This is a genomic window from Pseudomonas sp. AC247, from assembly GCF_979258015.1.
In genome coordinates this window covers 2,056,886-2,071,842 of sequence record NZ_OZ409829.1, presented here as the reverse complement: position 1 = coordinate 2,071,842, position 14,957 = coordinate 2,056,886, and the positions used below count along the sequence as shown (strand labels likewise).

Genomic DNA, 14,957 nt, shown 5'->3' with positions numbered 1-14,957 from the left:
TCAGATGCAGTCCTGAGCGGCGCGTTCAAAACTCGAAGGCAGGTAGTTCGAGGCCAGCAAGTGACGCTCATAGAGGAACACCTTGCCGCCAGTGCCGGCCTTGTAGGCTTCCAGCACGTTGTCGGCGGAAATCTTGCTCGGCACGACAATCCGGTAGCTGCGCTGGGTTTGCGAGACGGTCGGGTTCAGCGCGCTGCCCTGCAGCTTCGGCACCACACAATCGGCGTATTGCGCCGGGGTCTTGCTGGTCTGCAAGGTCAGGGTCGGGTTGTTCGGCGCAGAGGCACAACCGGCGAGCAACAAGGAAGCAACAGCCATGGCAGGCACAAATAAAAGACGCATCGGCGTAATCCTGAATATAAAGGTTCGGTTCAACCGGCAACGGTTCAGCCTCACGGAGCCGCCGTTGCCATTTATGTTTTAAGTGTTCAGCTCGACGCCACCAGCGCCTTGAGCGACACATCGAATTGCTTCAACGCGGCAAATTGCAGGTCACGCTGCTTGTCGATCTGTGCAGCGATCGCCGGTGCGGCCTGGTTGTGCACCCAGACCGAAGGCAACTGCTGTTCCACCGCGCCTTCGGCCTTGCCGATGTATTGCAGGTCAGCGTCGTAGAACCGCGCAGTAAATCGCGCTTCCACCAAGCTGTTGCGTTGGGTCAGCAAGCGGTTGAACGTATCGAGCTTGACCACGATGTCCGGGTGGGCCTGGACCAGCGCATCGAGGCTGTCGTAGACGGTCACCGACAAAAACTGTTGCTGCAGCGAACTCATCAACCAGTCAATGGCCAGTTCCGGATCGGAACTGCCGACGAAGGCTTCACGGATACGCGAGTCGAGCGCATCTTTTGCACCGTTGGCGGCCATCGCGTGGTAACGCTCAAGGTATTGCAGGTTCTCCAGGGTGTTCTCGCTGTACACCACACCCACCGTTTGCGAATGACGCAAGGTTGCACTGCTGCCAGCGATGGGTTGCAAATGACACGACCGGGCATCGTCTGCGTAGGCCGGTGCAGCGGCAACCGCTCCGCCCATCAGCAGGGCGACCAGAGCCAGTCGGGTCAAAGTGTTCATCGCGCAAATTCCTTGAGCTGCGTGTTCGATGGAGGCGATTTTCCGCCCATTGCCAACAAAGCAGAACTTGCGTTTATTGATGGTCACTATTACTTCTAGCAATAGTTGCGCGACGTACAGACTGATACACACTCACTACAACTAGAAAAACATGAATGAGGGCCCCCTCTTTGAGAACGTTCGACCTGATCCGAGACGCCGTCCTGCCCGACTTTCGCGAGCGAGTGGCGGAGTACCTGGTCCAGTACGAAAGCGTATTGCTGGACAAAAACCCCGAAGACTCGCAACTGATCCGCGACACCGCCCATCAGTTGCGCGGTTATCTGCGCGGTCTCAACACCACCCGGGTGTTGGGCATGGCGTACTGGGAAGAGCTGGATCGTCGGGTAGTGGACACCTGGCTCGCGCCGCAGCAATGACCGACTAGACTTGCCGACGGTCGAACCGCAGGTGTCCCGCTGAGCCAGTCCAGTGCGCCATCGGCGCGGCGGCGCATGCCGTTCGCGCCCGCCTCGCTGCCAGTGGTCTGCGCGGCAACACGGCCTCTGCGAAAAAACCCTGCAAACGCTTACAATCGCCCGTCTCACTGCCCCTCAGACAGGCTCGCCCAGAAATGCCGCTCGACCCGCCAACGATGCTGACCCTTTCCATCGCCCTCGCAGCCGCTGCCGCGCTGTACCTGGCGATCGAATGGCGGAGCATCCGCGAACCTTCGCTGCTGTTCTGGAGCGCCGGTTTCGCCACCATTACCGTCGGTTCCACCCTCGCCCTGCTGCGCAGCAGCGGCTTTTTGCTGATCGGCATCTGGTTCGCCAACGGCCTGCTGGTCACCGCGCACTTTCTGTTTCTGCTGGGCGTTGCGCGCTTCACCCAGATACGTCTGTCCCGCGGCTGGTACCTGATCTTCCTCATCTGGCTGGTGATGTTGTTATTGCCCGACGGGCCACTGTGGTCAAAAGTCATGCTCGCGGCCAACTCGCTGCTGGTGGCGCTGGCAACGCTCAAGGCAAGCACTTTGCTGCGCCCGCATGGCAAATCGCTGAGCGTGGGCGCGGTGCAACTGCGCTATGTGCTGCTGATTCACGGAAGCTTCTATGTCGCCAAGGCCCTGACGGTGGTCATCCCCGGCACGCTGATCGATCTGGCGGCATTTCGCGGCGAGATCATCCAGATTTCGCTGGTCGAAGGTGCCATGGCGATCATGTTGATCGCGCTGTCGATGACCGGCACCGAACGCTACCGCCGGGAAAAAGAGATCGCACGCCTCGCCGAACGTGACCCGCTGACGGCCCTCTACAATCGCCGCGCCCTGGAGAAACGCGCCGCGCGCCTGCTCGCCGACGTCTGCGCAGAACGCCCCGGCGCCCTGCTGCTGATCGACATCGACAACTTCAAACTGGTCAACGACCAATACGGCCATACCGCGGGCGATCGTCTGTTGATTGCATTGAGCGAAATGATCCGCTCGCTGCTACCGCGCAATGCATTGACCGCACGCCTGGGCGGCGACGAGTTTGTCATTCTGCTGGGCGGCGCCTCAAACGAGCGCATCGTCGAGCTGGGCAACAGCCTGCGCGAACAGTTTCTGCGCACCACCTCACAGACATTCCCCACGCCCGAAGCCGTCACGTTGAGCATCGGCGCCAGTCTGTTCGAACAACCGCCCAGCAGCCTTACGGGGTTGATCGAACAAGGCGATATCGCGCTCTACGAGTCCAAACGCGGCGGTCGCAACCGCCTGCGCCTGACCGGGCTCCCCACACAAGGATGACCACCACCATGTCCAGCCTCGACACTTCCCTGCAAGACAGCGCCGCGCCAGAAGGCGTTTGCTACGGCTGCGGCAGCAGCAACCCCCATGGCCTGCACATCAAAAGCCACTGGCATGAAGATGGCGTGCACGTCCTCGCCGAGCACGAGCCAAACGCCAGATACTGCGGCTGGCCCGACCTGGTCTACGGCGGGCTGATCGCGATGCTGGTCGATTGCCACTCCAACTGGACGGCGATGGCCTACCACTACCGCGCCGAACAGCGCGAACCCGGAACGTTGCCGCGCATCGACTGCGTCACCGGCAACCTCGGCCTCAAGTTCATAAAACCGACGCCCATGGGCGTCACCCTGACCTTGCGGGCGAAAGTCGAAGGCGACGTCGGGCGCAAGACCCGGGTGATTTGCGAGGTGTTTGCCGGTGATGTGCTGACGGCGGTGGGCGATTCGGTGTTTGTGCGGGTCGACACCGCGCAACTGGCCGATGCTGCACATGGTCGCTAAGTATTGGTAACGACACGCAGCGCAGTGTAAGCGGCCACCAACTGCTCAAGCGAAAAGGCCAGATTGCGCCCGCTCGGGTTGGGCAGCACCCACACTGTCGCGCCACCGAACGTGGTGGCCTGCAAGCCCCATTGCACCTCACGCTGACCGGACAATGCGGCAAACGCTGCTTTGCCGAGGAACGCGACAAAACGCGGCGCGCAGGTTTCTATCTTCCGCTCGAAGGCTTGGGCCGCCGCGGCAAACTCCGCACGGGAGAGCTGATCCGCCCGCGCCGTCGGGCGCTCTACCACTGCCGTTAGTCCGCAATCGTATTGAAGAATCGTCCGGTCATGCTCGGGTTTGATTTCCTCAGATGTGAAACCGGCCAAATGCAGCGTGCGCCAAAAACGATTACCGCGTCCGGCGAAGTGGTGGCCTTGCGCGGCGGCGATCAGGCCGGGATTGATGCCACAGAAAATCACTGTGAGATGATCGCGGAGGATGTCATCGAGTTGTTTGCAAGTCATCGTCGCTCTCAGTCAACAAACAAAAAGTAACGTTTTGCCGCACGCAGAATTTGGACCGCTGCAGCCGCCCGGCCAAACTGCGTGGCGTGATCCGGATTCCAACGCTCGACAACCTCATCAAGGACTTTGAATGTCACTTATCTCACAACGCGTCGAAATGGCCCGCAACGGCACCAACGACAAGGTCATCTGCCGCATGCCCTCGGGTTGGGCTGTCATGGGCGATGTGCAGTTTCTAACCGGTTACTGCCTGTTGCTGCCCGATCCCGTCGTCCCGAGTCTGAACGATCTGGATGCAGAAGCCCGCGCGGTTTACCTGCTCGACATGGTGCGTATTGGAGATGCCGTCTTGCAGGCCACCGGCGCCCAGCGCATGAACTACGAAATACTTGGCAATTCCGAGCCCGAACTGCATTGCCACCTGTTTCCCCGCTACGCCCACGAGCCAGACGACAAACGCAAGATGCCAGCCTGGTTCTATGACTGGAAGAACGCATTGCCTTACGATGAAAAAGAGCATGGCCGGTTGCGCAGTGAACTTGCCCGACTGCTCCAGACAGCAGGGTGATCGTTCGTCGTAAGGCCAGAGCGCCCTACAGCGCCCTACAGCGACCGCTTTAGCACGGCAATCGACACCCGCGGCACGATCATCTTTTCGATCAGCGCGACCACCTCTTTGGCGCCATAGCAGCGAAACTTGACGCTGCCGGCATCGGTGTCCAGACGGATGATCTTGGTGAAGAAGCCGCCTTCATTGCTGACCTTGCGGATCATGCCGATCGGAATCTCGATATCCAGCGTACCGTCCTGAACCAGGCGGTTCATGGCATTGGCGTTGAGGTGAATGGCCGTCCGGGTCAGGACCATCGTCCCGCCAACCCACAAACCGCCATATGCGTGCTGGAAAGCTTCCATGACATGCGCCAGAACGCCGACATTGCCCGCACCAACGTCATCGTAAAACTCGCCGATCTCGTCGTGATTCACTTCAACGTCAGCCACAAGAAAGTTGACCAGTTTGGACTTCACTATCTTTTCCGCCATCTGCAGTTCTCCTTGATTTGAATCATTGCCCATCACCTTAGGCGCTTGGCGCAGATGCTAGCACTTGGCCTCCAATTGGACGAAGCAAAGGTTGATTTGGTACTGCCGGATTGTGGGTTCGACTGATACATCGCAGCGCCTTCATCGCTAGCAGGGCTAGTTTCCACAGAGGTTCCGCAAGTCCGACATGATGTGTCACGGCAAAAATCAGGCATTAAAAAAGCACCCGAAGGTGCTTTTTTTACAGAGCATTTAACGCGACAAAGCCGTCACATTCGCCCGCGCCGTGTGCAGTTTCTGGTAGCTCTCGATCAAGCGCAAATGCCGGTCGAGGCCTTCCAGCTTCATGCTGGTCGGGGTCAGCCCGTAGAAGCGCACGCTGCCGTTGACCGAACCGATCGCCGCGTCCATGCGCTCGTTGCCGAACATGCGGCGGAAGTTGGCTTCGTAGTCTTGCAGCTGCAGATCCTCGTCCAGTTCCATCTCCAGCACCACGTTCACCGCTTGATAGAACAAGCCGCGCTCGACGGTGTTGTCGTTGTATTGTAGGAACGCTTCGACCAGATCCTTGGCCTGATCGTACTTCTGCAGTGCGAGGCAGATCAGCAGGCGCAGTTCCAGAATGGTCAGCTTGCCCCACGGCGTGTTGTCGTCGAACTCGACGCCGATCAGCGTGGTGATTTCGGTGTAATCGTCCAGCTCGCTGTTTTCCAGGCCTTGGGCGAGGTTGCGCAGGCCGACCTTGCTGAGGTTGTGCAGGTTGAGGATGTCGGCACGGAATTGCAGGGCTTTGTTGGTGTTGTCCCAGATCAGGTCTTCGACCGGGTAGATCTCCGAGTAATCCGGCACCAGAATCCGGCAGGCCTTGGCACCGATGTGCTCGTAGACCGCCATGTAGACTTCTTTGCCCATGTCTTCAAGGATGGCGAACAGCGTCGCGGCTTCTTCGGCATTGGAGTTTTCACCCTGGCCCGAGAAGTCCCACTCGACGAATTCGAAATCAGGCTTGTCGCTGAAGAAACGCCACGACACCACACCGCTGGAATCGATGAAGTGCTCGACAAAGTTGTTCGGCTCGGTGACGGCCTGACCGGAGAACGTCGGCTGCGGCAAGTCATTCAGGCCTTCGAAACTGCGGCCCTGGAGCAATTCAGTGAGGCTGCGTTCCAGCGCCACTTCCAGGCTCGGGTGCGCGCCGAACGAGGCAAATACGCCGCCGGTGCGCGGGTTCATCAGGGTCACGCACATCACCGGGAATTCACCGCCCAGCGAGGCGTCCTTGACCAGCACCGGGAAACCCTGCTCTTCCAGACCTTTTATGCCGGCGAGGATGCTTGGGTATTTTTCCAGGACTTCCTGCGGCACGTCCGGCAAGGCCATTTCGCCTTCAAGGATTTCGCGTTTGACCGCGCGTTCGAAGATTTCCGACAGGCACTGCACCTGCGCTTCGGCGAGCGTGTTGCCGGCGCTCATGCCGTTACTGAGGTAGAGGTTTTCGATCAGGTTGGACGGGAAGTACACCACTTCATTGTCCGACTGGCGCACAAACGGCAGCGAGCAGATGCCGCGCTGGGTGTTGCCGGAGTTGGTGTCGAACAGGTTCGAGCCACGCAGCTCGCCGTCGCGGTTGTAAATCTTCAGAGTGTATTCATCGAGGATTTCGCTCGGCAACTCGTCTTTCGGCCCCGGCTTGAACCATTGTTCGTCCGGATAATGGACGAACTCGGCGTTGGCGATCTCTTCGCCCCAGAACTGATCGTTATAGAAGAAGTTGCAGTTCAGACGCTCGATGAATTCGCCCAGCGCCGAGGCCAGCGCGCCCTCTTTGGTCGCACCCTTGCCGTTGGTAAAGCACATCGGCGAATGCGCATCGCGAATGTGCAGCGACCAGACGTTGGGCACGATGTTGCGCCACGAGGCAATTTCAATCTTCATCCCGAGGTCGGCAAGGATGCCCGACATGTTGGCGATGGTCTGCTCCAGCGGCAGGTCCTTGCCGGCAATGTAGGTGCCCGCGTCGGAACTTGAAGCTGGCATCAACAAGGCCTGCGCATCGGCGTCGAGGTTGTCGACTTCTTCGATGATGAACTCGGGGCCGGTCTGCACCACCTTCTTCACCGTGCAGCGGTCGATGGAGCGCAGGATGCCTTGGCGATCCTTGTCGGAGATGTCTGCCGGCAACTCGACCTGGATCTTGAAGATCTGGTTGTAGCGGTTTTCCGGGTCGACGATGTTGTTCTGCGACAGACGAATGTTCTCTGTCGGAATATTGCGGGTGTCGCAGTACAACTTCACGAAGTAAGCCGCGCACAAGGCCGACGACGCCAGGAAGTAGTCGAACGGCCCCGGTGCCGAGCCATCGCCCTTGTAGCGAATGGGCTGATCGGCGATCACCGTGAAGTCGTCGAACTTGGCTTCAAGTCGAAGGTTGTCGAGAAAGTTGACCTTGATTTCCATGCGGGATTACCAGAATACGGCTAAACGAATGGCGGCATTATCCGGTTTTTCAGCGGGAAGTCTTGTGCTTTCGGGATTCACCGCTGATCGGCAACCCAGCCTTTAACGGGCAAATTGCGGCGGGTTCACTACGCTTTTCAGGGAGTCGCGTAGAAGAATCTGAACATTGCGTACGCGCCAGGGTTCTAGATTCAACAGACAGCGGATCAAGGACGAGCACATGGACATTTCCAGCTATGCGGCGCCTCTTCCACCCCGGCAAAGCGCCGTCACCCGGCGTCTGGCCGTCGCTGTCGGCGCGCTGTTCGTCGCGGGGGTGGTGGCAGCGACCTTCGTGCTGCTTGGTATTACCAACCGCCTCGACCGTGAGGACATCGACAAAACCCGGTTTTACTCGGCCCGCGCCCTGGAAAACCGCATCACCGCGTCGAAAAACTACATCACCAGCTACGCCAACTGGACCACGGCTTACGAGCACTTGAGCGGTGAGGTCGACACAGACTGGGCCTACACCGAGCAAAATATCGGCAAAACCCTGTTCACCACCGACGGCTACGACGGCGTCTTCGTGCTTGATCGCGAGCGCAGCAAATATGCCGTGGTGCGCGGGCAATTGGTTGACGCCGACCTGTCTTCGTTCCTGCCATTGTCAGCCGCGGAACTGGTGGATCAAGTGCAGGGGCAAAGTGACCTGAGCCAGCCCGTCAGCCGCTACTCATTGTTCGAAGGCTGGCCGGCGCTGGTCTCGGCCGCCGCGATCATTCCTAATGATGAACGGCCGCTGGGCGACCCTAGGCAAACCTCGGTGCTGGTGTTCATCGACAAACTGACGCCGACCAAACTGCGCCTGATCGGCAGCGGTTATGGCCTCAAAAACCTGACCCTGGCCCCGGATGAAACCCTCGCTCCCGACCGTCCCAGGGTGGCGCTGGACAGCACCGGATACAGCCTGATCGCCGACCTGGAGCGGCCGGGGCAAAACCTGTTGTGGTCGTTGTTGCCAACTCTGGGCGCGACGATGCTCGTGCTGATGCTGCTGACCGCGTACTTCCTGCGCCATGCCCTGCGCTCCTCGCAATACGTCGACCAGAGCTTTCAGGTGATGCAGGCCTCGAATCAAGCACTGGAAACCGCCAACCGTGGGCTTGAGGCCAGTGAAGAGCGCTTTCGCGCAGTGGCTGAAGCGGCCTCGGACTGGATCTGGGAAGTCGACCGCGACCTCTCGCTGACTTATTTGTCGGCACGCTTCAGCGAGGTCACCGGTTACCCGCAAACCCTGTGGCTGGGGCAAGACATCGGCCAACTGTTGTTCTGCGACACTACGCCGCTGGAGTTGTGGCTGCGCAAACTCGCCGAAGAAAGCAATGCCAGCGACTTGCGCTGCACCTACCGCGATCATTCTGGCCAGCCACGGCATTGTCGCCTGTCCGCCCGCCCGATCTACGACAAACACAGCGTGATCGGCTATCGCGGCACGGCCAGCGACATCACCGACGAAGTCGCTGCGCACGCGCAAATCCAGCACCTGTCGATGCACGATGCGCTGACGGGCCTGCCCAACCGCAACAAGCTCGCACGCTATCTGGATGACGCCCTGCTGCTCAAGGAACACGCGCCGGTGCTGGCGCTGTTGATGATCGATCTGGACAACTTCAAGCCAATCAACGATTCACTCGGTCATCCGGCCGGCGACGCGGTGTTGCAGGAAGTCGCCACACGCCTGCGCGAATGCACCCGCGAACATGACATCGTCGCCCGGCTCGGCGGCGATGAGTTTGTCGTGGTGCTCAACGGCATGGACAGCCGCCACGAGATCGACAAGTTCTGCACGCGCCTGATCGGCAGCCTGCACCAGCCGATCGTCTTCGAGCATCACCCGCTGTACGTCGGCGCCAGCATCGGCATCGCCCTCAGCCGCCGCCACGGTTACGTGCCCAGTGAACTGATCCGCTACGCCGACATCGCGCTGTATCAGGCCAAGTCCGAAGGCAAAAACACCTGGTGCTATTTCGAAGCGCACATGAGCGACCAGATCCAGACGCGCCGGCAAATGGAAGATGACTTGCGCCATGCGCTGCAGCACGACGAATTCGTCCTCCACTATCAGCCGCGCTACAAGGTCGATGGCAAGCAGATTGTCTCGGTCGAAGCGCTGGTGCGCTGGCAGCATCCGAGCAAGGGCCTGCTCGGCCCGGACCTGTTCATTCCGCTGGCAGAGCAGACCGACCTGATTGTTCCGCTGGGCCGCTGGGTCTTGCGCGAAGCCTGCGAAACCGCACTGGCGTGGCCGGAAGACATTCTGCTGTCGGTCAACCTGTCCCCCGCGCAGTTTGCCGCCAGCGACGTGGTCGAGGAAGTCCGCGAAGTGCTGATCCAGACGCGCTTCCCGGCCAGTCGGCTGGAACTGGAGATCACCGAGAACGTGATGCTCAACGACACCGACGGCGCGCTGACCACCATGAATGCCCTCAAGGAACTGGGCGTGCGCTTGAACATGGATGACTTCGGTACCGGTTATTCATCCCTCGGCTACTTGCGTGCCTATCCGTTCGATGGGATCAAGATCGACAAGCGTTTCATCGCCTCGATCAGCAGCGGCACCAACGACCGCGCGGTGGTGCAAGCGATCATCGGATTGGGCAAAGCCATGGGCCTGACCGTCACCGCTGAAGGCGTCGAGACCGAAGAACAACTGGCGATTCTCGGCAAGGACCAGTGCAACGAAGTGCAGGGTTACTTCATGAGCAGGCCGATCGACAAGATCGCTTTCGCCGATCTGCTCAATACCTCCAGAGACCCGCATTCGGCGGGCTCGGCCACCAGCCGAAAAGGTCGCGTGACCTGAATGGCCGCTGCCTGCAAAAACCGCTTGCGACCACCTTGCCACCGTTATTTGCAACCTCCTCCGGCCCCCTTTCATGCAGGCTGCATGACGGCCAATGGCCCCGTGCGCACGGCACTACCGACCTAGACACCTGCAACGAGCAGCCAGGGTTGGCACGGCAAATGCGCAGCTTTACAGCGTTAGCGTGTCGAAAACGACCGCCCGTGTTTATGCCATGACAGCAGAGGAATACCCCATGAATGCCATCGACCTGCTCAAAGCCGATCATGAAAAAGTCAAAGCGCTCCTCACTCAGCTCAGCGAATCGACTGAGCGGGCCCTGAAAAAACGCATGGAGCTGTTGGGCAAACTGGAGATGGAGATTTCAATTCACACGCGCCTCGAAGAAGAAATCCTCTACCCCGCCTTCAAAGCTGCCGGCACCAAGGAACAGGACATCATGTACTTCGAAGCGAAGGAAGAGCATCGCACCGTCGACTCGCTGGTGCTGCCGGATCTGAAAATCACCGATCCGGGTTCCCCTGAGTTTGCGGGACGGGTCAAGGTCGTCAAAGAGTTGCTGGAACATCACATTGAAGAGGAAGAAACCGAGATGTTCCCGCAAGCGAAAAAACTCTTGGGCAAAGCCAAACTCGATGAGCTGGGCGCTCAAATGGAAGCCATGAAAGCCAGCTGCAAGAAAGACATGGCGGCGGGCAACATGGCGGCGTAAACCTCACCCCTACGAGGCTCGGCCATTGGCCGAGCCTTTTTTATTGCCGCGCCCAGCGCTATTGCGTACCGGTGAAGACGCTGCCGGCATCGCGCACCAACTGCCGCCACTCGGCACTGGTAATCAGCCCCTGCTCTTCCATTTCGTCGGCGGCTTTGAGCAACTCGTCGTATTGTTCTTCCGGGTCCAGGCGCATCTGCGATTGGGTTGCCAGTTTGCGCCATGCCGCCAGTGATTGTTTTTTTTGCTGATCGAACATAAGGACTCTCTCCTGAAGGCTCATTCGGTAGAGAGAGGTACGTTCGCGACGTTCAGCGCAGTCGACGGGTGGCGCCGTAGTGCCTTGCAGTCAGGCTTTTTTCAAACGTGCTCTTCCAGGCGCTCCAGTCGCTGGGACTGCCCTTGCCACTGCATCGCGTCGGCACAGCGAAAGGCGTGGCGACCGTTGATTTCCAGTGCCGAGGTGAAGAAGAACTGCCCGACCGTGAGTTCGCCCACCGCATAGATCTGCCGCGCGCCTGCGGCCCGGCCCTCAAGGCGATAGCTGTCGGGGTCGACACAGATGCCGCCCATGGCATGCGCCGTGGCCGTGCCGTTCTTGATCAGCGCAGCGAGCAACGCCGAGTCCAACAGTTGCGCATCACGCGGGAAACCTGTGGCGTGAATCAGCCGATCGTAAACGTGCGCCCAGCCTGCGCCCTGCAACGTCAGGCCCTGCGCATCTGCCGGCGCTGAAGCAAACGCGCCGGCGACAAATTCGAGTTGGCCGCTGCGCAGGTAGCTAAGAATCTTGCGTGCATTTTCGCTGGGGATCGACACGCGATAGGCCATGAAGAAGCTGAAATATTCGCTCATGAACCGCGCCTGCGCGCTGTCGTCCAGCGCCTGCCACACGTGTTCGATAAAGCCGTTAGTGGCGTAGAGAATCGCCTGCCAGATGCGCGGCGCCCGGGAGACGTTGAGTTCGTCCTCGATAAAGCGCAGCACGTCCGTCGGTGGCGCCGGCATCGGGATCACCGCGGTGGTCGACGCCGGGTCATGCGCGGCCAGTTCCTTGCGAAACAGCGCAACCAGATCACTGATCTGCAGCGGCCCGTTTTGCGCAACCAGCGCACGCACGCCCTCGCGTGTCAGGTACTTGAGTTCGACGCGCTCCTGGGTGCCGCGCACCACCGGAAAATAGCCGCTGCGCGAATGCATGCGAATCGGCCCACGGTGCCCGCCTTCGATCAAGGCAATCACCGTGTCGATGGCGCTCAAGCGCGCACCGATCACCGCCACGCGCTCGTCCGGGTCAATGACCCTGAGCAGGCGCGATACCGGATAGGGCGTCGGCAAGACGCGTGCATCGTGCCGAGCCGGATCGATTTTCTTGCCCAGCGGGCCACAGAACAACAAGACCTTTTGCGTGGCGATACTCACCCCGCAGCGCGTGCGCACGGTCTCGGTGCCGTCGATCGGATCGATGGCGCAGACTTCCGCGTGCATCAACACGATCTGGCAGCCGAGTGACGCGCCACGCAGGACGATTTTCCTGATCTGATGTTGCAGGTAGACACCGAACAATGCGCGCGGCGCAAAGCTTTCCGCCGCCGGTTGAAACGCGGGGAACGCGCTGCGCCAGGCGCTCGGGTGTTCTTCCAGCCAGCGTTGAAAATGCCCCGGCTGGTCGGGAAAAGGCGTGATGAAAGCGGTTTTGGTGTTGAGAATATTGCTCTGCAGGTCGGCTTCATAGGCGGCGCCCGGGCCAAAGTCCTGGCGTTTTTCGAACAGGTAAATCACCCCGGCCGGCGCACTGCCGGCAGCGACGCGGTCGAGATGACGTTGCAGGAATGCGACAGCCGTCGCGCCGCAGCCGACGATTGCAAAGGCACTTTTCATCAAGGTATTTCCTTATAGTGAACCGCTTCCAACGTTGGCTTCAGCCGCCCTGCCCGCACACTGTCACTCGAGGGCGCTGAGGAACGCTTTCAAACGCACGGCGCCGGCCTGGACCTGCTCCGGATCGCCCGAATAGGACAATCGCGCATGGCCCGGCGCGCCGAAAAAACTCCCCGGAATCAGCGCCACGCCGTACGCCTCAAGCAGCACCGAGCAGAACGCCTCGTCGTCTGCGATCAATTGACCGCGCAACGATTTGCCCAGCGCTTGGCGGATGTCCATGAACAGATAGAACGCTCCCCCAGGCGGGCAAAACCGCAGATGGGGCGCGTCTTCCAGTTCGTTGAGCAAAGCTTGGCGCTGCGCGGCCAAACGATCTCGGGCCGCAAAAGAAAACCCCTGATCGCCATTGAACGCCGCAGCTGCGGCAGCAGCGGGAATCGGCGGGATGTTCGAGATCGAATTGGAGTTGAGCGTGGTCACCACCGTGGCAATGCGTGCATCGGCCGCCAGCAATCCGACCCGCCAGCCCGGCATGCCATAGAGCTTGGAGACGCTGTCGATCTTGATGATGCGCGCGCTCAGGTCCGGTGCGACAGACAGCAGGTTTGGGCAACTGTCCATGTCGTAGACGAAGCGCTGGTAGACATCGTCGGAGATGATCCACACGTCGTGCTTGCGCAAGACCTCGGCCAATTGCGCCAGCTCCTGCGCCGAATACACTGCACCGGTCGGGTTGCCCGGCGAGTTGAGCATGACCACGCGGACGTTGTGGGTCAGCGCCTTTTCCAGCGCCTGCGCAGTCATCTTGTAGCCGGTTTCGGCGGTGCAGACGACGTTGACCACGCCCGCCCCGACCAGGTCGGCAATGTCGAAATAGGTCGGCCAGCACGGCGTCGAAACAAGGATCTCGTCGCCCGGGCAAATGATCGCGCGCAAGACGCTGAACAACAGGTGCTTGGCGCCAAGACCGGCGACTAGGTTCTGCTTGGCGTAATGGGTAAAACCCTGCGCGTGCAGGTAACCCAGATAGGCCGCGAGCAGCGCGTCGTCACCCTGGCTGGCGCCATAGCCGCCGGAATGCTCGCAGGCGGCTTTGACCGCCGCTTCGATGATGTGCGGCGCCGGCAAAAAGCCTGGCACGCCGACACCCAGGTCGATGACCGGGTGTTCGGGTTCCCTGACTTTTTGCGCAACACCGAGGATCGGGCAGAACCGCGCAAATTCAAGATCGGGCGAAAGAGCAGGCATACAAGTCTCCGTGAGCCGAGGTCAGGCCGCGCGTTCGGCGACGCGACCGCGCGCCATGAGGGCGGCCATGTGCGTGGCCGTGGCGGTGATGATGTCGAGGTTGCCGGCGCTTGGATCGAGGAAATCCCCCGCCCCTTCGACGCGCACCATGGTGAACAGTCGACCCTCGCTGTAATGCAGATCGACGATCACTTCATAACCCGGCACCGCAGACTGCACCTGACTTACCGCGCGCTCGACCTCGCGGCGTGTCGCGGCCATATCAATGTTTTCGATCAGCGCCGACACCGCGGTCTGCATGTACACATTCGGTTTGGCCGGGTTGATGTTGAGGATCGCCTTGACGTCGCCGCAGCCGGTGAAATGCTTCAGCGCATTTTCGGTGGTGGTGATGTAGTTGCTGAGGTTGCGGCGCGTCGCAGGACCTGCGCTTTCAGCGCTGATCGACGACACCACTTCGAGGTAGTGCAAACCCGGATTGGCCCGCGCGATGGCGGCGGCGAGCGGGATCGATGCCTGGCCGCCACACGTAATCATGTTGACGTTGGTCGCTTCGGTCAGCGCCAGACCGTTGAGCGACGGCACGCACAGGCTGCCGAGCGAGGCCGGGGTCAGGTTGATGATCGCCTTGCCGGCGTCGATCAGGCGCGGCGCATGGATTTCATGGTCGGTCGCCGACGTGGCATCGAACACCACGTCGAAGTCGTTGATGCGCGCGAACAGGCCTTCGATGCCGTCAGCGGTGGTGGCGACGCCGCGCTCACGGGCGAACGCAAGGCCGGCCGATTGCGGCGAGCGCCCGGCCACCAGCGTGCAGTCGAGATCCGGGTGGGCGAGTACTTTACAGAGGATGTCGCAGCCGATATTGCCGCTGCCGATAATCGCGGTTTTCAAAGTCATGTGGGGCTCCA

15 protein-coding genes are annotated in these 14,957 nt (G+C 60.3%); 6 read left to right on the top strand and 9 right to left on the bottom strand.

Translation table 11 applies throughout. The features are described 5' to 3' along the window. Together ACZZ0B_RS09670 and ACZZ0B_RS09665 are read right to left on the bottom strand one after the other, a co-directional pair. Complete coding sequence (locus ACZZ0B_RS09670) at nt 1-342, bottom strand: YajG family lipoprotein (protein WP_008086364.1); 342 nt, start codon at nt 340-342, stop codon at nt 1-3. 86 nt (nt 343-428) lie between these two features. Continuing rightward, nucleotides 429-1,073: a class II glutamine amidotransferase gene (locus tag ACZZ0B_RS09665; RefSeq protein ID WP_440094183.1), complete on the bottom strand. Its 645-nt coding sequence runs from the start codon at nt 1,071-1,073 to the stop codon at nt 429-431. 170 nt (nt 1,074-1,243) lie between these two features. On the opposite strand from ACZZ0B_RS09665, the gene ACZZ0B_RS09660 reads away from it, so the two are divergent. From ACZZ0B_RS09660 to ACZZ0B_RS09650, 3 genes are all read left to right on the top strand, one after another. Next, nucleotides 1,244-1,492, top strand: coding sequence for a hypothetical protein (locus tag ACZZ0B_RS09660; protein ID WP_463545011.1), 249 nt, complete (start codon nt 1,244-1,246; stop codon nt 1,490-1,492). Nucleotides 1,493-1,686: 194 nt separating this feature from the next. Then, nucleotides 1,687-2,844 (top strand): GGDEF domain-containing protein, encoded by a 1,158-nt coding sequence (locus ACZZ0B_RS09655; RefSeq protein WP_463545010.1) that lies wholly within the window; start codon nt 1,687-1,689, stop codon nt 2,842-2,844. Nucleotides 2,845-2,852: 8 nt separating this feature from the next. Continuing rightward, nucleotides 2,853-3,347 carry a PaaI family thioesterase gene (locus ACZZ0B_RS09650; protein ID WP_463545009.1) on the top strand — a complete coding sequence of 165 codons (495 nt, stop codon included), beginning with the start codon at nt 2,853-2,855 and terminating at the stop codon, nt 3,345-3,347. Here ACZZ0B_RS09650 and mug read toward each other — a convergent pair. Beyond that, nucleotides 3,344-3,856, bottom strand: a complete 513-nt coding sequence (gene mug / locus ACZZ0B_RS09645; protein ID WP_440094190.1) for a G/U mismatch-specific DNA glycosylase — start codon at nt 3,854-3,856, stop codon at nt 3,344-3,346. The genes ACZZ0B_RS09650 and mug overlap by 4 nt on opposite strands. 130 nt (nt 3,857-3,986) lie before the next feature. Between mug and ACZZ0B_RS09640 the strand changes: the two genes are divergently transcribed. Further along, on the top strand, nt 3,987-4,424 hold the full coding sequence (locus tag ACZZ0B_RS09640; RefSeq protein WP_463545008.1) for an HIT family protein: 438 nt from the start codon (nt 3,987-3,989) through the stop codon (nt 4,422-4,424). A gap of 35 nt (nt 4,425-4,459) precedes the next feature. Here the strand turns inward: ACZZ0B_RS09640 and ACZZ0B_RS09635 are convergent, their stop codons facing one another. Both ACZZ0B_RS09635 and ACZZ0B_RS09630 read right to left on the bottom strand, forming a co-directional pair. Further along, nucleotides 4,460-4,900 (bottom strand): hypothetical protein, encoded by a 441-nt coding sequence (locus ACZZ0B_RS09635; RefSeq protein WP_463545007.1) that lies wholly within the window; start codon nt 4,898-4,900, stop codon nt 4,460-4,462. Between the two features lie 252 nt (nt 4,901-5,152). Continuing rightward, complete coding sequence (locus ACZZ0B_RS09630) at nt 5,153-7,357, bottom strand: OsmC domain/YcaO domain-containing protein (RefSeq protein WP_463545006.1); 2,205 nt, start codon at nt 7,355-7,357, stop codon at nt 5,153-5,155. A gap of 220 nt (nt 7,358-7,577) precedes the next feature. On the opposite strand from ACZZ0B_RS09630, the gene ACZZ0B_RS09625 reads away from it, so the two are divergent. Together ACZZ0B_RS09625 and ACZZ0B_RS09620 are read left to right on the top strand one after the other, a co-directional pair. Further along, complete coding sequence (locus ACZZ0B_RS09625) at nt 7,578-10,202, top strand: bifunctional diguanylate cyclase/phosphodiesterase (protein WP_463545005.1); 2,625 nt, start codon at nt 7,578-7,580, stop codon at nt 10,200-10,202. Nucleotides 10,203-10,437: 235 nt separating this feature from the next. After that, complete coding sequence (locus ACZZ0B_RS09620) at nt 10,438-10,914, top strand: hemerythrin domain-containing protein (RefSeq protein WP_440094196.1); 477 nt, start codon at nt 10,438-10,440, stop codon at nt 10,912-10,914. A 58-nt stretch (nt 10,915-10,972) separates the two neighbouring features. Here the strand turns inward: ACZZ0B_RS09620 and ACZZ0B_RS09615 are convergent, their stop codons facing one another. From ACZZ0B_RS09615 to ACZZ0B_RS09600, 4 genes are all read right to left on the bottom strand, one after another. Beyond that, the gene (locus ACZZ0B_RS09615) at nt 10,973-11,173 is read right to left on the bottom strand and encodes a hypothetical protein (protein WP_008086386.1); all 201 of its coding nucleotides are present in this window, start codon (nt 11,171-11,173) and stop codon (nt 10,973-10,975) included. Nucleotides 11,174-11,274: 101 nt separating this feature from the next. After that, the gene (locus ACZZ0B_RS09610; RefSeq protein WP_463545004.1) at nt 11,275-12,795 is read right to left on the bottom strand and encodes an FAD/NAD(P)-binding protein; all 1,521 of its coding nucleotides are present in this window, start codon (nt 12,793-12,795) and stop codon (nt 11,275-11,277) included. 63 nt (nt 12,796-12,858) lie between these two features. Next, a complete protein-coding gene (locus tag ACZZ0B_RS09605) occupies nt 12,859-14,046 on the bottom strand; it encodes a pyridoxal phosphate-dependent aminotransferase (protein WP_463545003.1) in 1,188 nt (395 codons plus the stop codon). 21 nt (nt 14,047-14,067) lie between these two features. Then, a complete protein-coding gene (locus ACZZ0B_RS09600; protein WP_008086392.1) occupies nt 14,068-14,946 on the bottom strand; it encodes an acetaldehyde dehydrogenase (acetylating) in 879 nt (292 codons plus the stop codon). Between the last annotated feature and the right edge of the window lie 11 nt (nt 14,947-14,957).